General features: G+C 65.9%; 1 pseudogene (running past one end of the window). It reads left to right on the top strand.

The annotated features are described in order from the left end of the window. A pseudogene (locus H7K34_RS26755) lies at nt 1-20292 on the top strand (non-ribosomal peptide synthase/polyketide synthase) (it extends 10905 nt beyond the left edge of the window).

Genomic DNA, 20292 nt, shown 5'->3' with positions numbered 1-20292 from the left:
ACAGTGTTCGTGGCTCCCGACGGCATACCCGAGCAAGTGGTGGTGGCGGCCGATCGGGCCGAATTCGGTTGGCAAGTAATCGATGCCAGCGACTGGTCCGCAGCCCGACTTCACCGGGCAATCGACGCCGCGGTGAGCCACCCATTCGATTTGACCGCCGAACTCCCACTGCGGGCCACGCTCCTGCGCGTTAGCGAAGACGCGCACGTGCTGGTGGGAGTCGTGCACCACATTGCCGCCGACGGCTGGTCGATCGCACCACTGGTGCGCGATCTGGGCCAGGCGTACGCCGCCCGATGCGCAGGACAAACCCCCGGGTGGGCCGGACTGCCCGTGCAGTATGCCGATTACGCCCTGTGGCAGCACACCCATTTCGGCGATCTCAACGATGCCGACAGCCCGATCGCCGCCCAGCTGGACTTTTGGCAGGATGCCCTGGCCGGGATGCCCGAACGCACCGCGCTGCCAACCGATCGGCCCTACCCGCCGGTGGCCGACCAACACGGGGCAACTGTGGCCGTGGATTGGCCCGCCGAACTGCAGCACCGGGTGCGCGAGGTGGCTCGCGAACACAACGCGACCAGTTTCATGGTGGTCCAAGCTGCCTTGTCGGTTCTGCTATCGGCCGTCAGCGCGAGTTCAGATGTGGCCGTCGGGTTTCCGATAGCCGGACGCCGCGACCCCGCACTCGATGAGCTGGTGGGCTTTTTCGTCAACACCCTGGTGCTGCGCCTCGACGTGGGCGGCAACCCAACGGTCGCAGACCTGCTGGCTCAAGTCCGCCAGCGCAGCCTCTCCGCCTACGAACATCAAGACGTGCCCTTCGAGGTCCTCGTCGAACGCCTCAACCCGATCCGGTCCCTGGCTCACCACCCGCTGGTACAGGTGATGTTGGGCTAGCAGAACACCGAGCCCGCAGACCTGGCTTTGGGCGAAGTACGGGCCACCCCGCTGCCGATCGACAGCCATACCGCCCGAATGGATTTGTCGTTCTCACTGACCGAACGCTGGACCCAAAGTGGTGAGCCCGGCGGCATCTGCGGGATGGTGGAATACCGCACCGATGTGTTCGACGCCGAAACCGTCGAGGCACTCGTCAGCCGGCTGCAGCGGGTACTGACGGCCATGACCACCGATGCGGCGCTGCGGCTTTCCTCGATCCAGTTGCTGGGCGCAGACGAGATCGCACGGCTGGATATCCAGGGCAATCGCACGATGCTGGCGTTGCCCGCTCCAGCGACGGTGTCGGTGCCGGAGTTGTTCGGCCAGCACGTGCAGCGGACCCCGGATGCGGTGGCGGTGACTTTCGAGGGCGGCACGCTGAGCTATCGGGAACTCGATCGAGCCGCTAACCGGATAGCAAATCTCTTAGCCAGCCGCGGCGCCGGCCCGGGGCAGTTTGTGGCGCTGCTGTTTTCGCGCTCGGCCGACGCGATTATCGCGATGCTGGCGGTACTCAAATCCGGCGCGGCGTATCTGCCGATAGACCCGGCCCACCCTGACGCCCGCGTCGACTTCATGCTCACCGACGCCGCCCCGGTCGCCGCGCTGACCACCGGCGAGCTGCGGTCACGCCTGGACGGGAACGGCCTGGCAGTCATCGATGTCAACGACCCGGTCGTCGACCGCCAGCCCGTGAGCCCGCCACCGGCACCCGCACCCGCACCCGCACCCGACGATCTCGCCTACCTGATTTACACCTCGGGCACCACCGGCATTCCCAAAGGCGTTGGTGTCAGCCACCGCAACCTTGCCCACCTGGCTGTGTCAACACCAACCCAGCTGTGTGTGGCGCAGGTGTGGACGCAGTGTCACTCGTATGGCTTCGACTTCTCGGTCTGGGAAATCTGGGCCGCGCTGCTCAGTGGTGGACGCCTCGTCGTCGTACCAGAATCGGTGACTGCCTCACCGGAAGACTTCCGCGCCCTGCTCATCACCGAGCACGTGAATGTGCTCACCCAAACACCTTCGGCCGCAACGGCATTGAGGCCGGACGGGTTGGAATCCGTGGCGCTGTTGCTCGGCGGAGAGGCCTGCCCCGCCGAAGTGGTGGACCGGTGGGCTCCCGGCCGGGTGGTGCTCAACGCCTACGGCCCCACCGAAGGTACGGTGTACGCATCCATGAGCGCGCCGTTGGCAGCGGGATCGGGCGCCGCACCCATCGGCGCAGCGGTGGCCACCGCGGCCCTGTTCGTCCTGGATCCTTGGCTGCGCCCGGTACCGCCGGGGTGATCGGCGAGTTGTACATTGCCGGTGCCGGAGTGGCGTGCGGATATCTCGGCCAGGCCGAGTTGACCGCATCGCGGTTTATCGCCTGCCCGTACGGCTACCCCGGCACTCGGATGTATCGCACCGGCGACCTGGTTCGCTGGCGCACCGACGGCCAACTGGACTACCTCGGCCGCGCTGACGAACAAGTCAAGATCCGCGGCTACCGCATCGAACTTGGCGAAATCCAAACGGCTCTAGCCGGTTTGGAAGGCGTGGAGCAAGCTGTCGTCATCACCCGCGACGAGCACGCCGCAACCCGTCTTGTGGCCTACATCACCGGCGCCGCCGACCCCACTGCGATACGTGCGCAGCTGGCCGAACAACTCCCCGCCTATATGGTCCCGTCTGCTGTCATGGTCCTCGACGAGCTACCGCGAACCGTCAACGGAAAACTCGACACTCGCGCCCTACCCGCCCCTGACTACCACAGCGCCGATCACTTCCGCGCGCCCACCGATGCCATCGAAGAAATCCTGGCCGGCATCTACGCCCAAGTACTCGGCCTCGAACAGGTCGGCGTCGATGACTCATTCTTCGACCTGGGCGACGACAGCATCCTGTCGATGCAGGTCGTCGCGCGAGCGCGGGCGGCCGGCGTATTGTGCCGTCCACGTGACATTTTCGTCGAACAGACGGTTGCCCGACTGGCGGGCGTAGCCAGCGTGGTCACCGGTGACGGCGACGTCGTCGATGAGGGCATCGGTCCCCTGCCGGCGACACCGATCATGCGCTGGCTGCAGGGCGTGGATGGCCCCATCGAGCAGTTCAACCAGACGATCGTGGTGCAAGCACCCGCCGGAGCGACCGAGACTGATGCGGCGGTCATGTTGCAGGCCTTGCTGGATCGGCACGCCATGTTGCGGTTGCGTGTCGACATCGACGACAACGGTGTCTGGTCGTCTCATGCACCCGAGGCCGGGTCGGTCGATGCGCAAGGCTGCCTTCAATCCGTGGAAGTGTTCTCCGGCGAGGCGCTGGCGGGAGCACGGGCCCGGCTGAACCCGGCCACCGGGGCGATGGTGAGCGTGCTCTGGGTTACCTCGACGTCGCAATTGGTGTTGATCATTCACCATCTGGCCATCGACGGGGTGTCATGGCGAATTGTGTTGGAAGACCTCAATATCGCCTGGTCTCAGCATCGCAGTGGGCAGCCGGTGGTGCTGCCGGCTCAAGGAACCTCATTTGTCCGGTGGGCGTCGCTGCTTGAAGAACACGCCCGCACCCCGGAAGTCCTAACCCAGGCCGAGGCCTGGCGTGAAGTGGCGGCTGTGCCGGCCGCACTGCCCGCAACCCAGCCCGAGGTGGATACCTACGCCAGTGCGGGACAGCTGTCGGTGAAATTGGATGTCGAGACCACCAGCATGCTGCTGGGTGAGGTTCCCGCCGCGTTTCATGCTGGGGTGCAAGATATTCTGCTGATCGCATTCGGGCTCGCCTGGGCCGAGTTCTTGGGTCTGAGCTCGCCAATCGGTATCGATGTCGAGGGTCATGGCCGCCACGAGGAGCTAGCTCCGCACGTCGACCTGTCGCGCACCGTGGGGTGGTTCACCACTAAATATCCAGTGGCCCTGGGTTTTACGGGCCTTAACTGGGCGCAGGTGCTCGCGGGAGATACCTCCTTAGGCGCGGTGGTCAAGGACGCCAAAGAACAATTGCGCGCGCTGCCCGACGGACTGAACTACGGCCTGCTGCGCTATCTGGACCCCGAAGCGGATCTGGACGGCGCCGACCCCGCGATCGGGTTCAACTATCTTGGGCGACTTGGCGCTGGGGCCGCCATGCTGTCCGACGATGTCTGGCGGGTCAGCCAGGACGGCGCGTCAGTGGCGGCCGTGGCCGCGGCGATTCCAATGCCGTTGGGGCACAGTGTGGAACTCAATGCCGCCACCATCGACGCCGATACCGGCCCACATCTGCAGGCGACGTGGACATGGGCAACTTCCGCGCTCGATGATGAGCAGGTCGGCCGCGTGAGCCGGCTGTGGTTCGAGGCCTTGGCCGGGATCTGTGTACACGTGCGGCGCGGCGGCGGCGGGCTCACTCCGTCCGACATTCTCCCGGCACGCTTGAGCCAGCAGCAGATCGATGAACTGTGCCGGCACGAGCGCGTCGCCGATATCCTGCCGCTCACCCCGCTGCAGCAGGGGTTGTTGTTCCACGCCAACGCAACCACTGGTAATGCCGACGACCTCTATGCGATGCAGCTCGATATCACCATCACCGGTCCGCTGGATTCGGACCGGCTACGTGCGGCCGTGCACACCGTGGCCACTCGCCATCCCAACCTGACCGCGCGCTTCTGCCACCAATTCGACGAGCCGGTGCAGATCCTGCTCGCCGAACCCGTTGTGCCCTGGCGGTATTGCGAATCGCACTCCGAGGAACAGATCCAGCAGATCTGCGCAGCCGAACGCGCCGCTGTCTGCGACCTCAGCCAACCGCCGGCCTTCCGAGTGGCGTTGATCCGCACCTCCGACGGCCTGCACCGGTGCGTGCTGACCAATCACCACATCGTGCTGGACGGCTGGTCGCTGCCGATCCTGGCGCAAGAGATCTTCGCCAGTTATTTCGGGCAGCGACTCCCCGCCCCCACGCCCTATCGTCGATTTGTCGGCTGGCTGGCCGAGCGAGACGTAGCAGCCGCAGAGGCGGCCTGGCGTAAGGCGTTGGCGGGCTTCGATTCCCCAACACTGGTGGGTCCGCCGGACCGCGTGGGGCTAGGACGACGCGGCATCGCCACCTCTTCAGTTTCGGCGCAGACAACCGGGACTCTGGGTGACTTGGCGCGTACGCATCACACCACCGTCAACACGGTGTTGCAGGCCGCCTGGGCGCAGCTGCTGATGTGGCTGACCGGCCAGCACGACGTCGTCTTCGGCACCGCGGTCTCCGGCCGGCCCACCGAAGTTCCCGGCGCCGACGCGATGGTGGGCCTGTTGATCAACACCGTTCCGGTCCGGGCAGTCGGCACGGCGGGCACGACGACCGCCGACTTGCTCGACCAATTGCACCGGGCCAACAATCACACTTTCGACCACCAGCACCTGGCGCTCACCGATATCCACCGCGCCACCGGACACGACCAACTCTTCGACACGCTGTTCGTCTACGAGAACTATCCGATAGACGCGTCGACGATGCTCGGCGACGGGCTGGCCATTACCGCGATGACCGCCCGCGAATACAACCACTACCCGCTGACCCTGCAAGCCATGCCCGGTGACGAAATCGGTCTACGCGTCGAATACGACACCGCCCTGTTCGACGCGGAAGTCATTGAGTCACTGGTACGACGGCTGCACCGGGTGCTGGTAGCCATGGCCACCGCGGCGGCACAACCGCTTTCCTCAATGCAGCTGCTGGACCACGACGAGCACGCCCACCTCGACGAGATCGGGAATCGCGAGGTGCTGACCCGACCCGGCCCGGCAATCGCGTCGGTTCCGGCGTTGTTCGCCGACCAAGTCGCGCGCGCTCCCGATGCGGTGGCGGTGAGCTTTGCGGGCCGCTCGCTCACCTACCGCCAGCTTGACGACGCAGCCAACCGAATGGCACATCTATTGGCCGATCGGGGAGCCGGCCCGGGACAGTCCGTGGCACTGCTGTTTTCCCGGTCCGCCGAGGCCATCGTCGCGATGCTGGCGGTGCTCAAGGCTGGGGCAGCGTACCTGGCGATCGACCCGGCCCACCCCGACCCTCGGATCGGGTTCATGCTCGCCGATGCCGCGCCGATCGCCGCGCTCACCACTGCACAGCTGCGACCGCGGCTGCACGGGTATGATCTACGGATCATCGACGTTGATGACCCCGCTATCGACCGCCAACCCGCCGCGCCACCACCGTCACCGAGCCCGGAAGATATCGCGTATCTGATTTACACCTCGGGTACCACCGGCGTCCCCAAAGGCGTTGCGGTCAGCCACCGCAACCTGGCTCACCTGGCTGCATCAACACCCCACGAGCTACCCGTCGCACAGGTATGGACGCAGTGCCACTCCTATGGCTTCGACTTCTCGGTGTGGGAGATCTGGGCCGCCCTGCTCGGCGGCGGACGGCTGGTGGTGGTACCCGAATCGGTGACTAGTTCACCGCGGGACTTCCATGCACTGCTTGTCGCCGAACACGTCAATGTGTTAACGCAAACCCCCTCGGCTGCAGCACTATTGAACCCAGAAGGCGTGGAATCCGTGGCGCTGTTGCTCGGCGGGGAGGCCTGCCCCGCCGAAGTGGTGGATCAGTGGGCGACCGGCCGGCTGGTGATCAACGCCTACGGCCCGACCGAAGCCACCGTGTACGCCTCTATGAGTGTGCCGTTGACACCGGGTACGGCCGTGGTGCCGATTGGCGCGCCGGTATCGACCGCCGCGATGTTTGTACTCGACGGCTGGTTGCGCCCGGTGCCGGCGGGGGTCGCCGGCGAGTTGTATGTGGCCGGCGCGGGAGTGGCGTGCGGATATCTCGGCCGGTCCGACCTGACGGCGCCGCGGTTTATCGCCTGCCCATACGGCGACCCCGGCACCCGGATGTATCGCACCGGCGACCTGGTTCGCTGGCGCACCGATGGCCAACTGGACTACCTCGGCCGCGCCGACGAACAAGTCAAGATCCGCGGCTACCGCATCGAACTTGGCGAAATCCAAACGGCTCTAGCCGGTTTGGAAGGCGTCGAACAAGCTGTCGTCATTACCCGCACTGACCGTCCCAGCGCCACACGTCTGGTTGGCTACATCACCGGAACCGCGGACCCGGCCGTAGTGCTCAGCGCGCTGGCCGAGCGACTGCCGTCTTACATGGTGCCAGCCGCGCTGGTGTCGTTGGAGGCGCTGCCGCTGACGCCTAACGGCAAACTCGACACCCGCGCGCTGCCCGCACCTGAATACCGAGGCGTTGCGGTGGATAACCGCCCTCCGGCCAGCGCCATCGAAGAGATCCTCGCCGGCATTTACGCCCAGGTCCTAGGTGTCGAACAGGTCGGCGTCGACGACTCGTTCTTCGACCTGGGCGGTGACTCGCTTTCGGCGATGCGCCTGATCGCCATGATCAACTCTGGCCTCGACCCGGGCCTGCAAGTGCACACTTTGTTCGACGCGCCCACCATCGCCCGGTTGGCTCCCCTCATCGGCTCGGGCCGTGGATGGCAGGAACCGTTGGCGGCCGGGGAGCGACCCACGCTGGTGCCGTTGTCGTTTGCCCAATCGCGACTGTGGTTCTTGGATCAGTTGCAGGGGCCTTCCCCGGTCTACAACATGGCTGTCGCACTGCGGCTCTCCGGCCGCCTCGACGTCGATGCACTAGACGCCGCGCTCGTCGATGTGATCGCACGCCATGAGAGCCTGCGAACACTGTTCGTGGCGCCCGACGGCATACCCCAACAAGTCGTTGTCGCCGCCGATTCGGCGCAGTTCAGTTTGCAAGTAGTGGATTCCGCCGCCTGGTCCGCCACGAAGCGTGGCCAGGAGATCGAAGCCGCGGCGCGCTACACATTCGACCTGACTACCGAAGTTCCCTTACGTGCAACGCTTTTCCGCCTTAGCGCCGATGAACACGTGCTGGTCGGTGTAGTACACCACATCGCCGCTGACGGATCGTCGGTCGCGCCGCTGGTGCGAGATCTTGGTGAGGCATACGCCGCGCGGCGAGTAGGGGAGCCACCACGCTGGGCACCACTGCCGGTGCAGTATGCCGACTACACCCTGTGGCAGCGCGTCCAGTTCGGGCGCCTCGACGACCCGGGCAGCCCGATCGCGGCCCAGCTGTCCTACTGGGAAGAAGCCTTGGCCGGCATGCCAGAGCGCTTAGCGCTTCCCGTCGATCGGCCTTACCCGCCGGTGGCCGACCAACACGGCGCCACCGTCGAGGTGGCGTGGTCAGCTGAATTGCAGCTGCAGATACGCCAATTGGCTCGCGAGCACAACGCGACGACCTTTATGGTGGTCCAGGCCGCATTGGCGGTGCTGCTATCGCATGTCAGCGCGAATTCGGATGTAGCCGTGGGCTTCCCGATCGCCGGGCGCCGCGACGCGGCCCTCGACGATCTGGTGGGCTTCTTTGTCAACACCCTGGTGCTGCGCGTCGAGATCGACGGCGACCTTACCGTTGCCGAGCTGCTGGCCCAGGTCCGCCAGCGCAGCCTGGCCGCCTATGAGCACCAGGACGTGCCGTTCGAGGTCCTCGTCGAGCGACTCAACCCCACCCGAAGCCTGACGCATCACCCGCTCATCCAAGTGATGTTGGGCTGGCAGAACCTGCACGGCGAGGACCCCATCTCCGAATTGGCGCTAGGCGATGTCCAGATCGCCCCGCTAGCGATTGAGACCCACACCGCACGAATGGATTTGGCGTTCTCACTGGTTGAGCGCTACACCCGGGCCGGCGAGCCGGCGGGAATCTCCGGGACGGTGGAATACCGTACCGACGTGTTCGATCGCCGCAGCATCCAGACTCTGGTGCAGCGGTTCGAGCGGGTACTCGAAGCCATCACAGCCGACTCCGGCCGCCCGTTTTCCTCGATCCAACTGTTGGATGCCGATGAGCACGACCGCCTCGACGAAATGGGTAACCGCGCGGTCTTGGCTCGACCCACACCAGCCGCGGTGTCAGTCCCGGCGCTGTTCGCCGAATACGTAGCCCGGGCACCCGACACGACGACAATCACATTCGAGGGCCGCTCACTGACGTACCGTGGCCTCGACGAGGCGTCTAACCGGTTGGCGCACTTACTGACTGCTTATGGCGTGCGGCCGGGCCATAGTGTGGCGCTACTGATGCAGCGGTCGGCCGAGGCGATCGTCGCGATGCTGGCAGCACTCAAGGCGGGCGCGGCCTATCTGGCGATCGACCCCACCCTGCCCGACGCCCGAATCAAATTCATGCTCACCGATGCCGCCCCAGTTGTCGCGATCACCACCGCCGAGCTGCGCCTCCGGCTCGCCGGATACGACCTCGCGGTCGTCGCTGTCGACGATCCCGCCGTCGCCGCCCAGCCCAGCAGGTGGCTACCGGGTCCGTCGGCCGAGGACATCGCCTACCTCGTGTACACGTCGGGCACCACCGGTGATCCCAAGGGCGTGGCCGTCACACACCGCAATCTCGCCCACGTAGCGCAGTCGACTCCCGAAGAGCTGCCGGCGGCGAAGGTATGGACGCAATGCCACTCGTATGCGTTCGACTTCTCGGTGTGGGAAATCTGGGCCGCCCTACTCGGCGGGGCGCGTCTGGTGGTGGTGCCCGAGTCGGTGACGACCTCGACCGAAGACTTCCACGCCCTGCTGATCGCTGAACAGGTCAACGTCCTCACCCAGACCCCCTCCGCGGTAGCGGTATTGGCGCCGCAGCAATTGGAGTCAACGGCGCTGCTGCTCGGCGGGGAGCCGTGCCCGGCCGAGATAGTGGATCAATGGGCGGATGGCCGGGTAGTGATCAACGCCTACGGCCCCAGCGAGGCCACCGTGTACGCGTCGATGAGCGCACCGTTGACACCGGGCACAGCCTTAGTGCCGATCGGCGCGCCGGTGTCGACCGCGGCGCTGTTTGTCCTCGATGCATATTTGCGGCGGGTACCCATCGGCGTGGTCGCTGAGTTGTACATCGCCGGTGCCGGTGTGGCATGCGGATACCTCGGCCAGGCCGAGCTCACCGCGTCGCGATTCGTCGCCTGCCCGTTCGGCCGGCCCGGATCGCGGATGTACCGCACCGGGGACCTGGTGCGGTGGCGGGTCGATGGCCAACTGGAGTACCTCGGGCGTGCCGACGAGCAGGTTAAAATACGCGGCTATCGCATCGAACTCGGCGAAATCCGCTCGGCCCTAGCAGATTTAGATGGTGTTGATCAAGCTGCGGTGGTCACTCGCGAAGACCATCCCGGCGCAACTCGTCTGGTCGGCTACATCACCGGCACCGCCGATCCGGCACGTGCGCGCACGGCCCTGGCCGACCGGCTGCCGCCGTACATGGTTCCGTCGACGGTGGTGCTGATCGACGCGCTGCCGCTCACGGTCAACGGGAAACTCGATACCCGTGCCTTGCCGGCACCGGAATACAGCGACATCGACCGCTACCGCGCTGCGGGCACCGCGACCGAGGAGATCCTGGCCGGGATCTACGCCGACGTGCTCGGCGTAGATCGAGTCGGCGTCGACGACTCCTTCTTCGATTTGGGTGGGGACAGCATTTTGTCGATGCAAGTCGTGGCCCGAGCGCGGGCGGCCGGCGTATTGTGCCGTCCGCGTGACATCTTCGTCGAGCAGACCGTGGCCCGACTGGCTCTGGTAGTCAACGTCACGTCCGCAGACAGCGGCATCGTCGATGAGGGCATCGGGCCGGTGGTGCCCACCCCGATCATGCACTGGCTGCTGAACATTGACGGCCCGGTCGAGCAGTTCAATCAGACACTGGTGGCACAGGCACCGGCCGGCGTCACCGAGGACGACGTGGTGGTGGTGCTCCAGGCATTGCTGGATGCGCATGCCATGCTGCGGCTGCGCATCGACGACGATGGCTCGCTACGGGTGCCCGAGGTCGGCACGGCGGATGCCCGCGCATGCCTGAACACCGTTGACGGGCTGACGGACGCCGCACTGATCGAGGCGCGGGCACGGTTGAACCCGGCGAGCGGGACGATGCTGAATGCGGTGTGGGCTAGGTCCACCCGTCAGCTCATGCTGATCATTCACCACCTTGCCGTCGATGCGGTGTCATGGCGAATCCTGTTGGAAGACCTCAATATCGCCTGGGGCCAGCAGCACAACGGGCAGCCCATCGCGCTACCCACGGGCGGCACCTCGTTTGCCCGGTGGTCGTCACTGCTTGCCCAGCACGCGCGCGCTGCCGACGTGGTCGCCCACGCCGACACGTGGCGGCAGTGCCAAGCGCGCTGCCCGCGCCCCACCCCGAGCTCGACACCTACGCCAGCGCTGGTCAGATGTCGATGGAGCTGAACGCCGAGACCACCCGGATGCTACTGGGTGAGGTACCCGCGGCGTTTCACGCTGGCGTACAGGACATTCTGTTAATCGCGTTCGGATTGGCCTGGGCAGAATTTTTGGGCACCGACTCGCCGATCGGCATCGACGTCGAAGGTCACGGCCGTCACGACGAGCTGGCACCTCACGTCGACCTATCGCGCACCGTGGGGTGGTTCACCACTAAATACCCTGTGGCCCTGGAGTTTACCGGACTAGACTGGGCGCAGGTGGTCTCCGGTGACTCCGCGCTCGGCGCGGCGGTCAAAGCCGCCAAAGAGCAACTGCGCGCGGTGCCCGACGGCCTCAGCTACGGCCTGCTCCGTTACCTCAACACCGAGGTGGAGTTGAGCCGGACCGATCCCGCGATCGGGTTCAACTATCTGGGCCGACTCGGCGGCGCGGCGGAACTCTCCGACATGCTGTGGCGGATCAGCCAGGATGGCCTGCTGACGGCGGCGGGTTCCTCCGCGATCCCAATGCCGTTGGGACACAGCGTCGAGCTCAACGCCAGCACCCTGGACACCGAAGCCGGCCCACACCTGCATGCCACTTGGACCTGGGCGCCCTCGATAGTCGACGGCCCCGCGATCAGCCGGATCGCCCAACTATGGTTTGACGCCCTCGCGGGAATCTGCGCTCACGTCCAACACGGCGGCGGCGGGCTGACCCCGTCGGATATCCTGCCGGCCCAGCTGAGCCAGCAGCAGATCGATGAGCTTTGCCGGCAAGACCGCGTCGCCGATATCCTGCCGCTCACTCCGTTGCAGCAGGGACTATTGTTCCACGCCAACACAATCCGTGGAAGCAGCGACGACATCTATGCGATGCAGCTCGACATCACCATTACCGGACCGCTGGACCCGGACCGGTTGCACAATGCCGTCCACACCGTGGTCGGCCGCCATCCCAACCTGGCCGCCCGCTTCTGCGGGCAATTCGACCAGCCGGTCCAGGTCGTTCCGGCCAACCCCCAGCCGGCGTGGCAATACATCGAGCTCGGCGAGGATACTCAACGAGTCGATGGGGTGGCCGCCGCCGAACGCGCCGCGGTCTGCGATCTGACTGAGCCGCCGGCGTTCCGGGTCGCGTTGCTGCGCACCGCTAAAGAGCGCCACCGGTTGGTGCTGACCAATCACCACATCGTGCTCGACGGCTGGTCGCTGCCGATCCTGGCGCAGGAGATCTTCGCCAGTTATTTCGGGCATCAACTCCCCGCACCCACGCCCTATCGCCGATTTGTCGGCTGGCTGGCCGAGCGAGACCTTGACGCCGCCCACCGGGCTTGGCGAGAGGCGTTCGCGGGCTTCGAGACTCCTACGCTGGTGGGCCCGCCGGCGCGGCTCGGGCCGGGACGGCGCGCAGTGCAGACGTCTCGCGTCAGTGAGCAGACCACGCGGGCGCTGGGCGCGCTGGCTCGCGCACACCACACCACCGTCAACACCGTGTTGCAGGTCGGCTGGGCACAGCTGCTGATGTGGCTGACCGGTCAGCACGACGTCGCCTTCGGCACCGCGGTCTCCGGCCGGCCCACCGAAGTTCCCGGTGCGGACGCAATGGTGGGTCTGCTGATCAACACCGTGCCGGTTCGGGCCAACTGCACACCGCTGACCACCACCGCCGACCTACTCGACCAACTGCACCGCGCCAACAACCACACCCTCGAGCACCAACATCTGGCACTACCCGAGGTCCACCGTGTCACTGGCCACGACCAACTCTTCGACACGCTGTTCGTTTTCGAGAACTACCCCGTCGACGCCGCCAACCTCGCCGGGGTCGACGGGTTGGCCATCGGCGAGATAACCGCCTGCGAGTACAACCACTATCCGTTGACCTTGCAAGCCATACCCGGCAGTGAGCTCGGCCTGCGGGTGGAATACAGCACCGACGTTTTCGCCGCCGACTGCATCGACACACTCCTTGTGCAACTTCACGACGTGCTCTTGGCTATGATCGCAGATCCCACTCGCAGGCTGTCTTCTATCGACCTATTGGATGCCGACGAGCAAGCCCTGATGGCTGCGATGGGTAACCGGGCGGTGTTGACCCGACGCGCGGTTGCGCCGGCATCCATCCCGGAGTTGTTCGCCGAACAAGTACAGCGCGGCCCGCACGCGGTGGCGGTGAGCTTCGAAGGCCGCTCGCATAGCTATCGCGAGCTGGACGAGGCCGCTAATCGGTTGGCGCAGCTGCTCTTTGCCCACGGTGCCTGCCCGGGGCAGTACGTGGCACTGGTGTTTTCGCGCTCTGCCGAGGCCATCATCGCGATGCTGGCGGTGTTGAAGACTGGGGCGGCGTACCTGGCGATCGACCCCACCCTCCCCGACGCACGGATCGGCTTCATGCTGGCCGACGCCGCCCCGATCGCCGCACTCACCACGATCGAACTGTGCCCCCTGCTGGACGGACACGACGTACGCATTATCGACATCTACGACCCCGCCGTAGTGAGCCAGCCGGCTACCGCACCGGCGGCACCATCACCCGACGATATCGCGTACCTGATTTACACCTCGGGCACCACCGGTGTGCCGAAAGGTGTTGCGGTCAGCCATCGCAACGTGGCACACCTGGCCAGCTCCGGGCCCGCGCACCTGCCGCTGACTCAGGTGTGGACGCAATGCCACTCCTACGGATTCGACTTCTCGGTGTGGGAGATCTGGGGGGCGCTGCTGCACGGCGGACGACTCGTCGTGGTACCGGAGTCCGTGACCGCATCACCCGACCGCTTCCAGGCCCTACTGGTCGACGAAGGCGTAAACGTCCTGACCCAAACCCCGTCCGCGGTAGCCGCATTGACGCCACGGCAGTTGGATTCGGTCGCGGTGCTGCTGGGTGGAGAGGCCTGCCCCGCCGACGTGGTCGACCAATGGGCGAATGGCAGGGTGGTGGTCAACGCCTACGGCCCCACTGAAGTCACCGTCTACGCGTCGATGAGTGCGCCCTTGACCGCAGGGTCGGGAGCGGCGCCCATCGGCGCACCGGTTTCGACCGCGGCGCTGTTCGTGCTCGATGGCTGGCTGCGTCCGGTGCCCATCGGCGTGGTGGGTGAGTTGTACGTCGCCGGCGACGGCGTGGCATGCGGGTATCTGAGCCGACCGGAGTTAACGGCGTCGCGGTTTGTGGCCTGCCCCTATGGCGAACGTGGCGCCCGGATGTACCGCACCGGCGACCTGGTGCGCTGGCATCCCGACGGGCAGCTGGACTATGTCGGACGCGCCGACGAACAGGTCAAGATCCGCGGCTACCGCATCGAACTCGGCGAAATCCAAACCGCCCTGGCCAGTTTGGACGGCGTCGAACAAGCCGCCGTGATCACCCGCAAAGACGGGGCCGGCACGACCCGTGTGATCGGGTATGTCACCGGAACCGCCGACCCGGCGGAGCTACGAACTGCGTTGGCCGACAAGCTGCCCGCCTACATGATTCCCGCGATCGTCGTGGTGCTCGACACCCTGCCCCTGACCGCGAACGGCAAACTTGACACCCGCGCCCTGCCCGCGCCGGACTATCGCGACACCGACCACTACCATGCGCCCGCCAATGCCGTCGAAGAGATCCTGGCCGGCATCTACTCCCACGTCCTGGGCATCGAACAGGTCGGCACGGACGATTCCTTCTTCGACCTCGGCGGCGACTCCCTCTCGGCGATGCGCCTGATTACCGCCATCAACTCCGTGCTGGACGCCGATCTCCAAGTGCACAGCCTGTTCGACGCACCCACCATCGCTGCGCTGGCGCCGCGCATCGGCACAAACCAGACCGGCCGGCGGAAGCCGTTGGCGGCCGGCCCACGGCCCGCACTGATTCCGCTGTCCTTCGCTCAATCCCGGTTGTGGTTCCTTTACCGCTTCGAAGGTGGGGTGGCGACCTACAACATGCCGACCGCGTTCCGGATCAGCGGGGCACTGGATGTCGAGGCGCTGGACGCGGCGCTGGACGATGTAATCGCCCGCCACGAATCGCTGCGCACCATCTTCGTCGACATCGACGGTGTGCCTTATCAGGAAGTGCTGCCTGCCACGCCTGGACTGTGGCGACGCGGTGGCGACGCGGCGGTGTCGCTGGCGCCGCACCAGATGGTGCCCAACCTGGTGGCGCTGGCCAAATACAGCTTCGATTTGTCTGCCGAGATCCCGATTCGCGCGCAGATCTATTCGGTGGGACCCGAGGATTACGTCGTCGGAATTGTAGTGCACCACATCGCGTTTGACGGCTGGTCACTGGCGCCGATGGTCTCCGATATCAGCGCGGCCTATCGGATTCGACGGCAACGCCAACTTCCGCAGCGGGTGCCGCTGGCGGTGCAGTATGTCGACTACACGCTTTGGCAGCGCGCCCAATTCGGTGATCTGGCCGACGCCGACAGTCCGACCGCGGCCCAGCTGGCCTATTGGGAACACGCTCTGGCTGGAATGCCGGAGCGGCTACCGCTGCCCACCGATAGGCCCTATCCGTTGGTTGCCGACTACCGCGGCTACAACGTGGCGCTTCAGTGGCCGGCCGAATTGCAACAGCGCATCCGCGAGGTGGCTCGCGAGCACAATGCGACCAGCTTCATGGTGATCCAGGCCGCTCTGGCCGTGCTGCTGTCGGCAGTCAGCGCCAGTTCCGATGTGGCAGTTGGTTTCCCGATCGCCGGTCGGCGCGACCCCGCACTCGATGCGCTGGTCGGCTTCTTCGTCAACACCCTGGTGTTGCGCGTCGAGGTAGCCGGGGATCCCACCTTCGCCGAGCTGTTGGGTCAGGTCCGACGGCGCAGTCTGGCCGCATACGAAAACCAGGACGTGCCCTTCGAGGTCCTCGTCGAGCGGATCAACCCCGCTCGATCGCTGACCCATCACCCGCTGGTCCAGGTGATGCTGGCCTGGCAGAGCGTCGTGGGGCACCGAGTCGATCCGGCATCCGGGTTGGCTTTGGATGATGTGCAGGTCACCCCGCTGCCGATGGACACCCACACCGCCCGAATGGATTTGGTCTTCCACCTCGCCGAACATTGGAGCGACGCCGGCGAGCCCGCCGGGATCGAGGGGATGGTCGAATTTCGTACCGACGTATTCGACGCGGCCACCATCAGCGCCCTGATCGAGCGGCTGCATCGGGTGTTGGTCGCGGTCACCACCGACCCCACCCGCCGACTATCGTCGACGGATCTCCTCGAGGCCGACGAGTACGCGCGGCTCGATCGCTGGGGCAATCGGGAGGTGTTGAGCCAGAACGTATTACCAGCGGTGTCGATTCCGGCACGGTGGGCCGAGCAGGCCGCGCTTACCCCACGGGCTCTGGCCGTGACCTTCGCGGGCCTGTCGATGACCTATCGGGAAGTCGAGGATGACGCGAACCGGTTGGCGCACCTGCTGGCCGCGCACGGAGCGGGCCCGGGACAGCCGGTGGCGCTGCTGTTCACCCGTTCCACCGAAGCGATCATCGCGATCCTCGCGGTGCTGAAGACCGGGGCCGCCTACCTGGCGCTCGACCCGGCTCACCCGGATGCCCGGATCGGATTCATGGTGGCCGATGCCAAACCGGTCGCCGCGATCACCACTGCCGCGCTGGCCGACCGGCTCGACGGGTACGGCCTGGCGGTCATCACCGTCGACGATCCCCGCATCCCCGGCTACCCGTGCGGCCCATTGCCGATGCCGGCGCCCGATGACATCGCCTACATGATCTACACGTCGGGCACCACCGGCACCCCCAAAGGTGTAGCAGTACCGCACCGCAACGTCACCCAGTTGCTGGCATCGCTACACGCCCATCTGGATATGAAACAGGTTTGGGCACAGTCTCATTCGCTGGCCTTCGACTTCTCGGTCTGGGAGATCTGGGGTGCGCTGCTGCACGGCGGCCGGCTGGTGGTGGTGCCCGAATCGGTGACCCGCTCGCCCGAGGACTTCCACGCACTGCTCGCCGCCGAACACGTCGGCGTGCTGAGCCGAACCCCCACGGCTTTCTACGCGTTGCAAACCGCCGATAGGTTACAGCCCGAATTGGCACGGCAGCTCAAACTTCAAACGGTGGTGTTCGGCGGTGAAGCCCTTGAACCCCAACGCCTTCGGACCTGGCTGCAGCATCACCCGGGACCGCCACGGCTGATCAATATGTACGGCATCACCGAGACGACGGTGCATGCCTCGTTCCGCGAGCTCTCCGACGGCGACATCGACAGCAGTGTCAGCCCGATCGGTGGGCCGCTCGCGCATCTCGCGTTCTTCGTGCTGGACAAGTGGTTGCGCCAGGTGCCGCCGGGGGTGGTCGGCGAGTTGTACGTGGCGGGCGCCGGGCTGGCGGACGGCTATCTACGCCGGCCGGATCTGACGGCGGCACGGTTCCTGGCATGCCCGTTCGCCGGTGCGGAAGCGCCTGGACAAAGGATGTACCGCACCGGGGATCTGGTCTCCTGGGGGCCGACGGGCAGCTGCGGTACCTCGGGCGCGCCGACGAACAGGTCAAGATCCGCGGCTATCGCATCGAACTCGGCGAAATCGAAAGCGCCCTGCTGGACTGCCCGCAGGTAACCCAGGCCGTCGCCACCGTGCACCACGGCAATGCCGGCGACCACCTCATGGCCTACATCACCCTCGGGCACGAGATCAGCGCCGACCACGGCGCCGAGATCGTCGAACAGCGGCAAGGCGTCTACGACGAGCTGTACGACGATCGCGACGCAGTGCCGCAGTTCGGCATGGACTTCCGGGGTTGGAACAGCAGCTACACCGGTGAACCGATTCCTCTCGAGGAGATGTTCGAATGGCGCACGGCTACGGTGGATCGGATCATGGCCCTGCGGCCGAACCGATTACTGGAGATCGGCGCCGGCTCGGGGCTGCTGCTGTCGCAGATCGCCCCGCACTGTGAGCACTATGTCGCGACCGACATGTCGGCGGTGGCCGTCGACAACCTCGCCCGCTCGCTGGAGCGGTTGCAGATCCCGTGGCGTGATCGGGTCGAGGTGCTCACCCGGCCCGCCCACATCACCGAGGGTCTGCCGCACGGCTACTTCGACACGATCATCGTCAATTCGGTCGTACAGTACTTCCCCAACAGCGCATACCTGGCCGGCCTGATCGAGAGCGCCATGGAGCTGCTGGCTCCCGGCGGCGCGATGTTCCTCGGCGACATCCGCAACTACGCCCTTCAGGACGCCTTCCAAACCGGAGTCGCGCTGGCCCGCACCCCCACTGCCGACGCCGCCGAGATCCGGCAACGGGTCCACCGTGCCGTCGTCAGCGAACCCGAATTGTTATTGGCACCAGACTTTTTCACTGCCTGGGCGGCCGACCACGCATCTGTTGCCGGACTCGAAGTCCAGGTAAAGCGCGGGTTGGCCGACAACGAACTCAACCGGTACCGCTATGACGTCGTCATCCGCAAGACTCCCGCGCCCGTGCGTTCCGTCACGACCGCACCCACCTGGACGTGGACCGATTGCGCGGGTCTGCTCGGATTGCACGCCCGCTTGACCTCGCGACGTCCCGCCGCGGTGCGCATCACCGAGATCCCGCACGCCGGGGTGGCCACCGACGTCCGCATCGAACACGCCCTCGCCGAGGGGCTGCCGCTGGCCGACGCGCTCACCCCGCCCCCAGCGGCGGCCGACATCGTCACGCCCGAACAGCTACATCGGCTCGGCGAGAATGCCGGATACCGCGTCGCCGTGACTTGGGGCGCCGAGCCCGGCACTCTCGACGCCGTCTTCCTCAGCCCCGCCGAGCCGGACACTGCGCTGACCGACCTCTACCTGTCCAGCGCCGGAACCCGGCACCGCGGCACTCACGCCAACAACCCCAATACCAACATGGAGATCAGCACGGTGCGCCAGCGTTTGGCCGCGCGGTTGCCCGAGTACATGGTGCCGGCGCAGATCGTCGTGCTCGAGGAGTTCCCGTTGACCTCCTCCGGCAAGATCGACACCAAGGCGCTGCCCACACCGCTGTTCGCCGCCACGCCTTTTGCGGCCCCGCACGGCGAGACCGAGCAGCTCATCGCCGGCATCTACGCACAGGTGCTGGGCATCGAGCGAGTCGGGGTCGAAGACTCATTCTTCGATCTCGGTGGCGATTCACTCTCAGCGATGCGGGTGATCGCGACAATCAACGCCGCACTCGACGTTCACCTTGCGGTGCGCACCATGTTCTATGCCCCCTCTGTCAGGAGCCTGACCGAGCAGTTGAGCCGGCAGGACAATACGTCTGAGGTGGTCGGAGTCGAGGTGTTCCAGGAGGGCACCGGCGCTCCGCTGTGCTGCATTCACGACGGCCTCGGACTGAGCTGGCCGTATCGGGCTCTGGGCAACTATCTGGATTGCCCGATCATCGGGATCAACCAAATCGCGCAAGACGGTGAACCCGAGGCCGCCTCGATCCGCGTCATGGCGGCAAACTACGCGGACCGGCTACAAGCCCGCTATCCGGACGGGCCATACAAGATTCTCGGCTGGTCGTTCGGCGGCGTCGTAGCGCACGAACTCGCCGTTGAACTCCAGCGGCGTGGATGTGAGGTCCAAAGCCTGGTCCTGCTCGACCCGGTTTTCAGCGCGCACAAGCTCATGGCAAAGATGACCGCCAACCGGGCCGTGGCAAAGAATCACACGCTGGACGAAAGCCAAGTCCTGGAACACATCCTGCGGACCAATCGCATCGACATTCCGGAGCGGTCCGAGCCCCTGACCTACCGGCAGGCCGCGGAACTGGCTCAGCAGCAAGGGGGCATGTTCGGACTTCCGCCCCAGCAGCTGCTGGCGTTCATGGCGCAGAGCGTCACGGCGAATCAGCTACATCTGGCCAAGCACGAACCCGGCGTATTCGACGGCGACATGGTCATCTTCTCCGCGGCCCGAGCCAGAAGCGACAACGGCGATGGCCACCGACGCCGGCGAGGACAGCGCATCGGGCGGGTAGCCCGGTCCCAGCAACGGGTTTGGCGGCCTTATGTCGCCGGGGAGATCGCCACGTACTCCGTCGACAGCACGCATCTTGAGATGTTGACCGCCGATTCGCTGAGCGAGTACGGCGAACAACTCAAGCTGTTCCTGGAAACCAGGGTGACACCGCGCTGA

Source organism: Mycobacterium montefiorense (assembly GCF_025823255.1).
GTDB classification, from domain to species: Bacteria; Actinomycetota; Actinomycetes; order Mycobacteriales; family Mycobacteriaceae; genus Mycobacterium; species Mycobacterium montefiorense.
The sequence above is the reverse complement of the archived record's forward strand: the minus strand, read 5'-3'. Positions and strand labels throughout refer to the sequence as shown.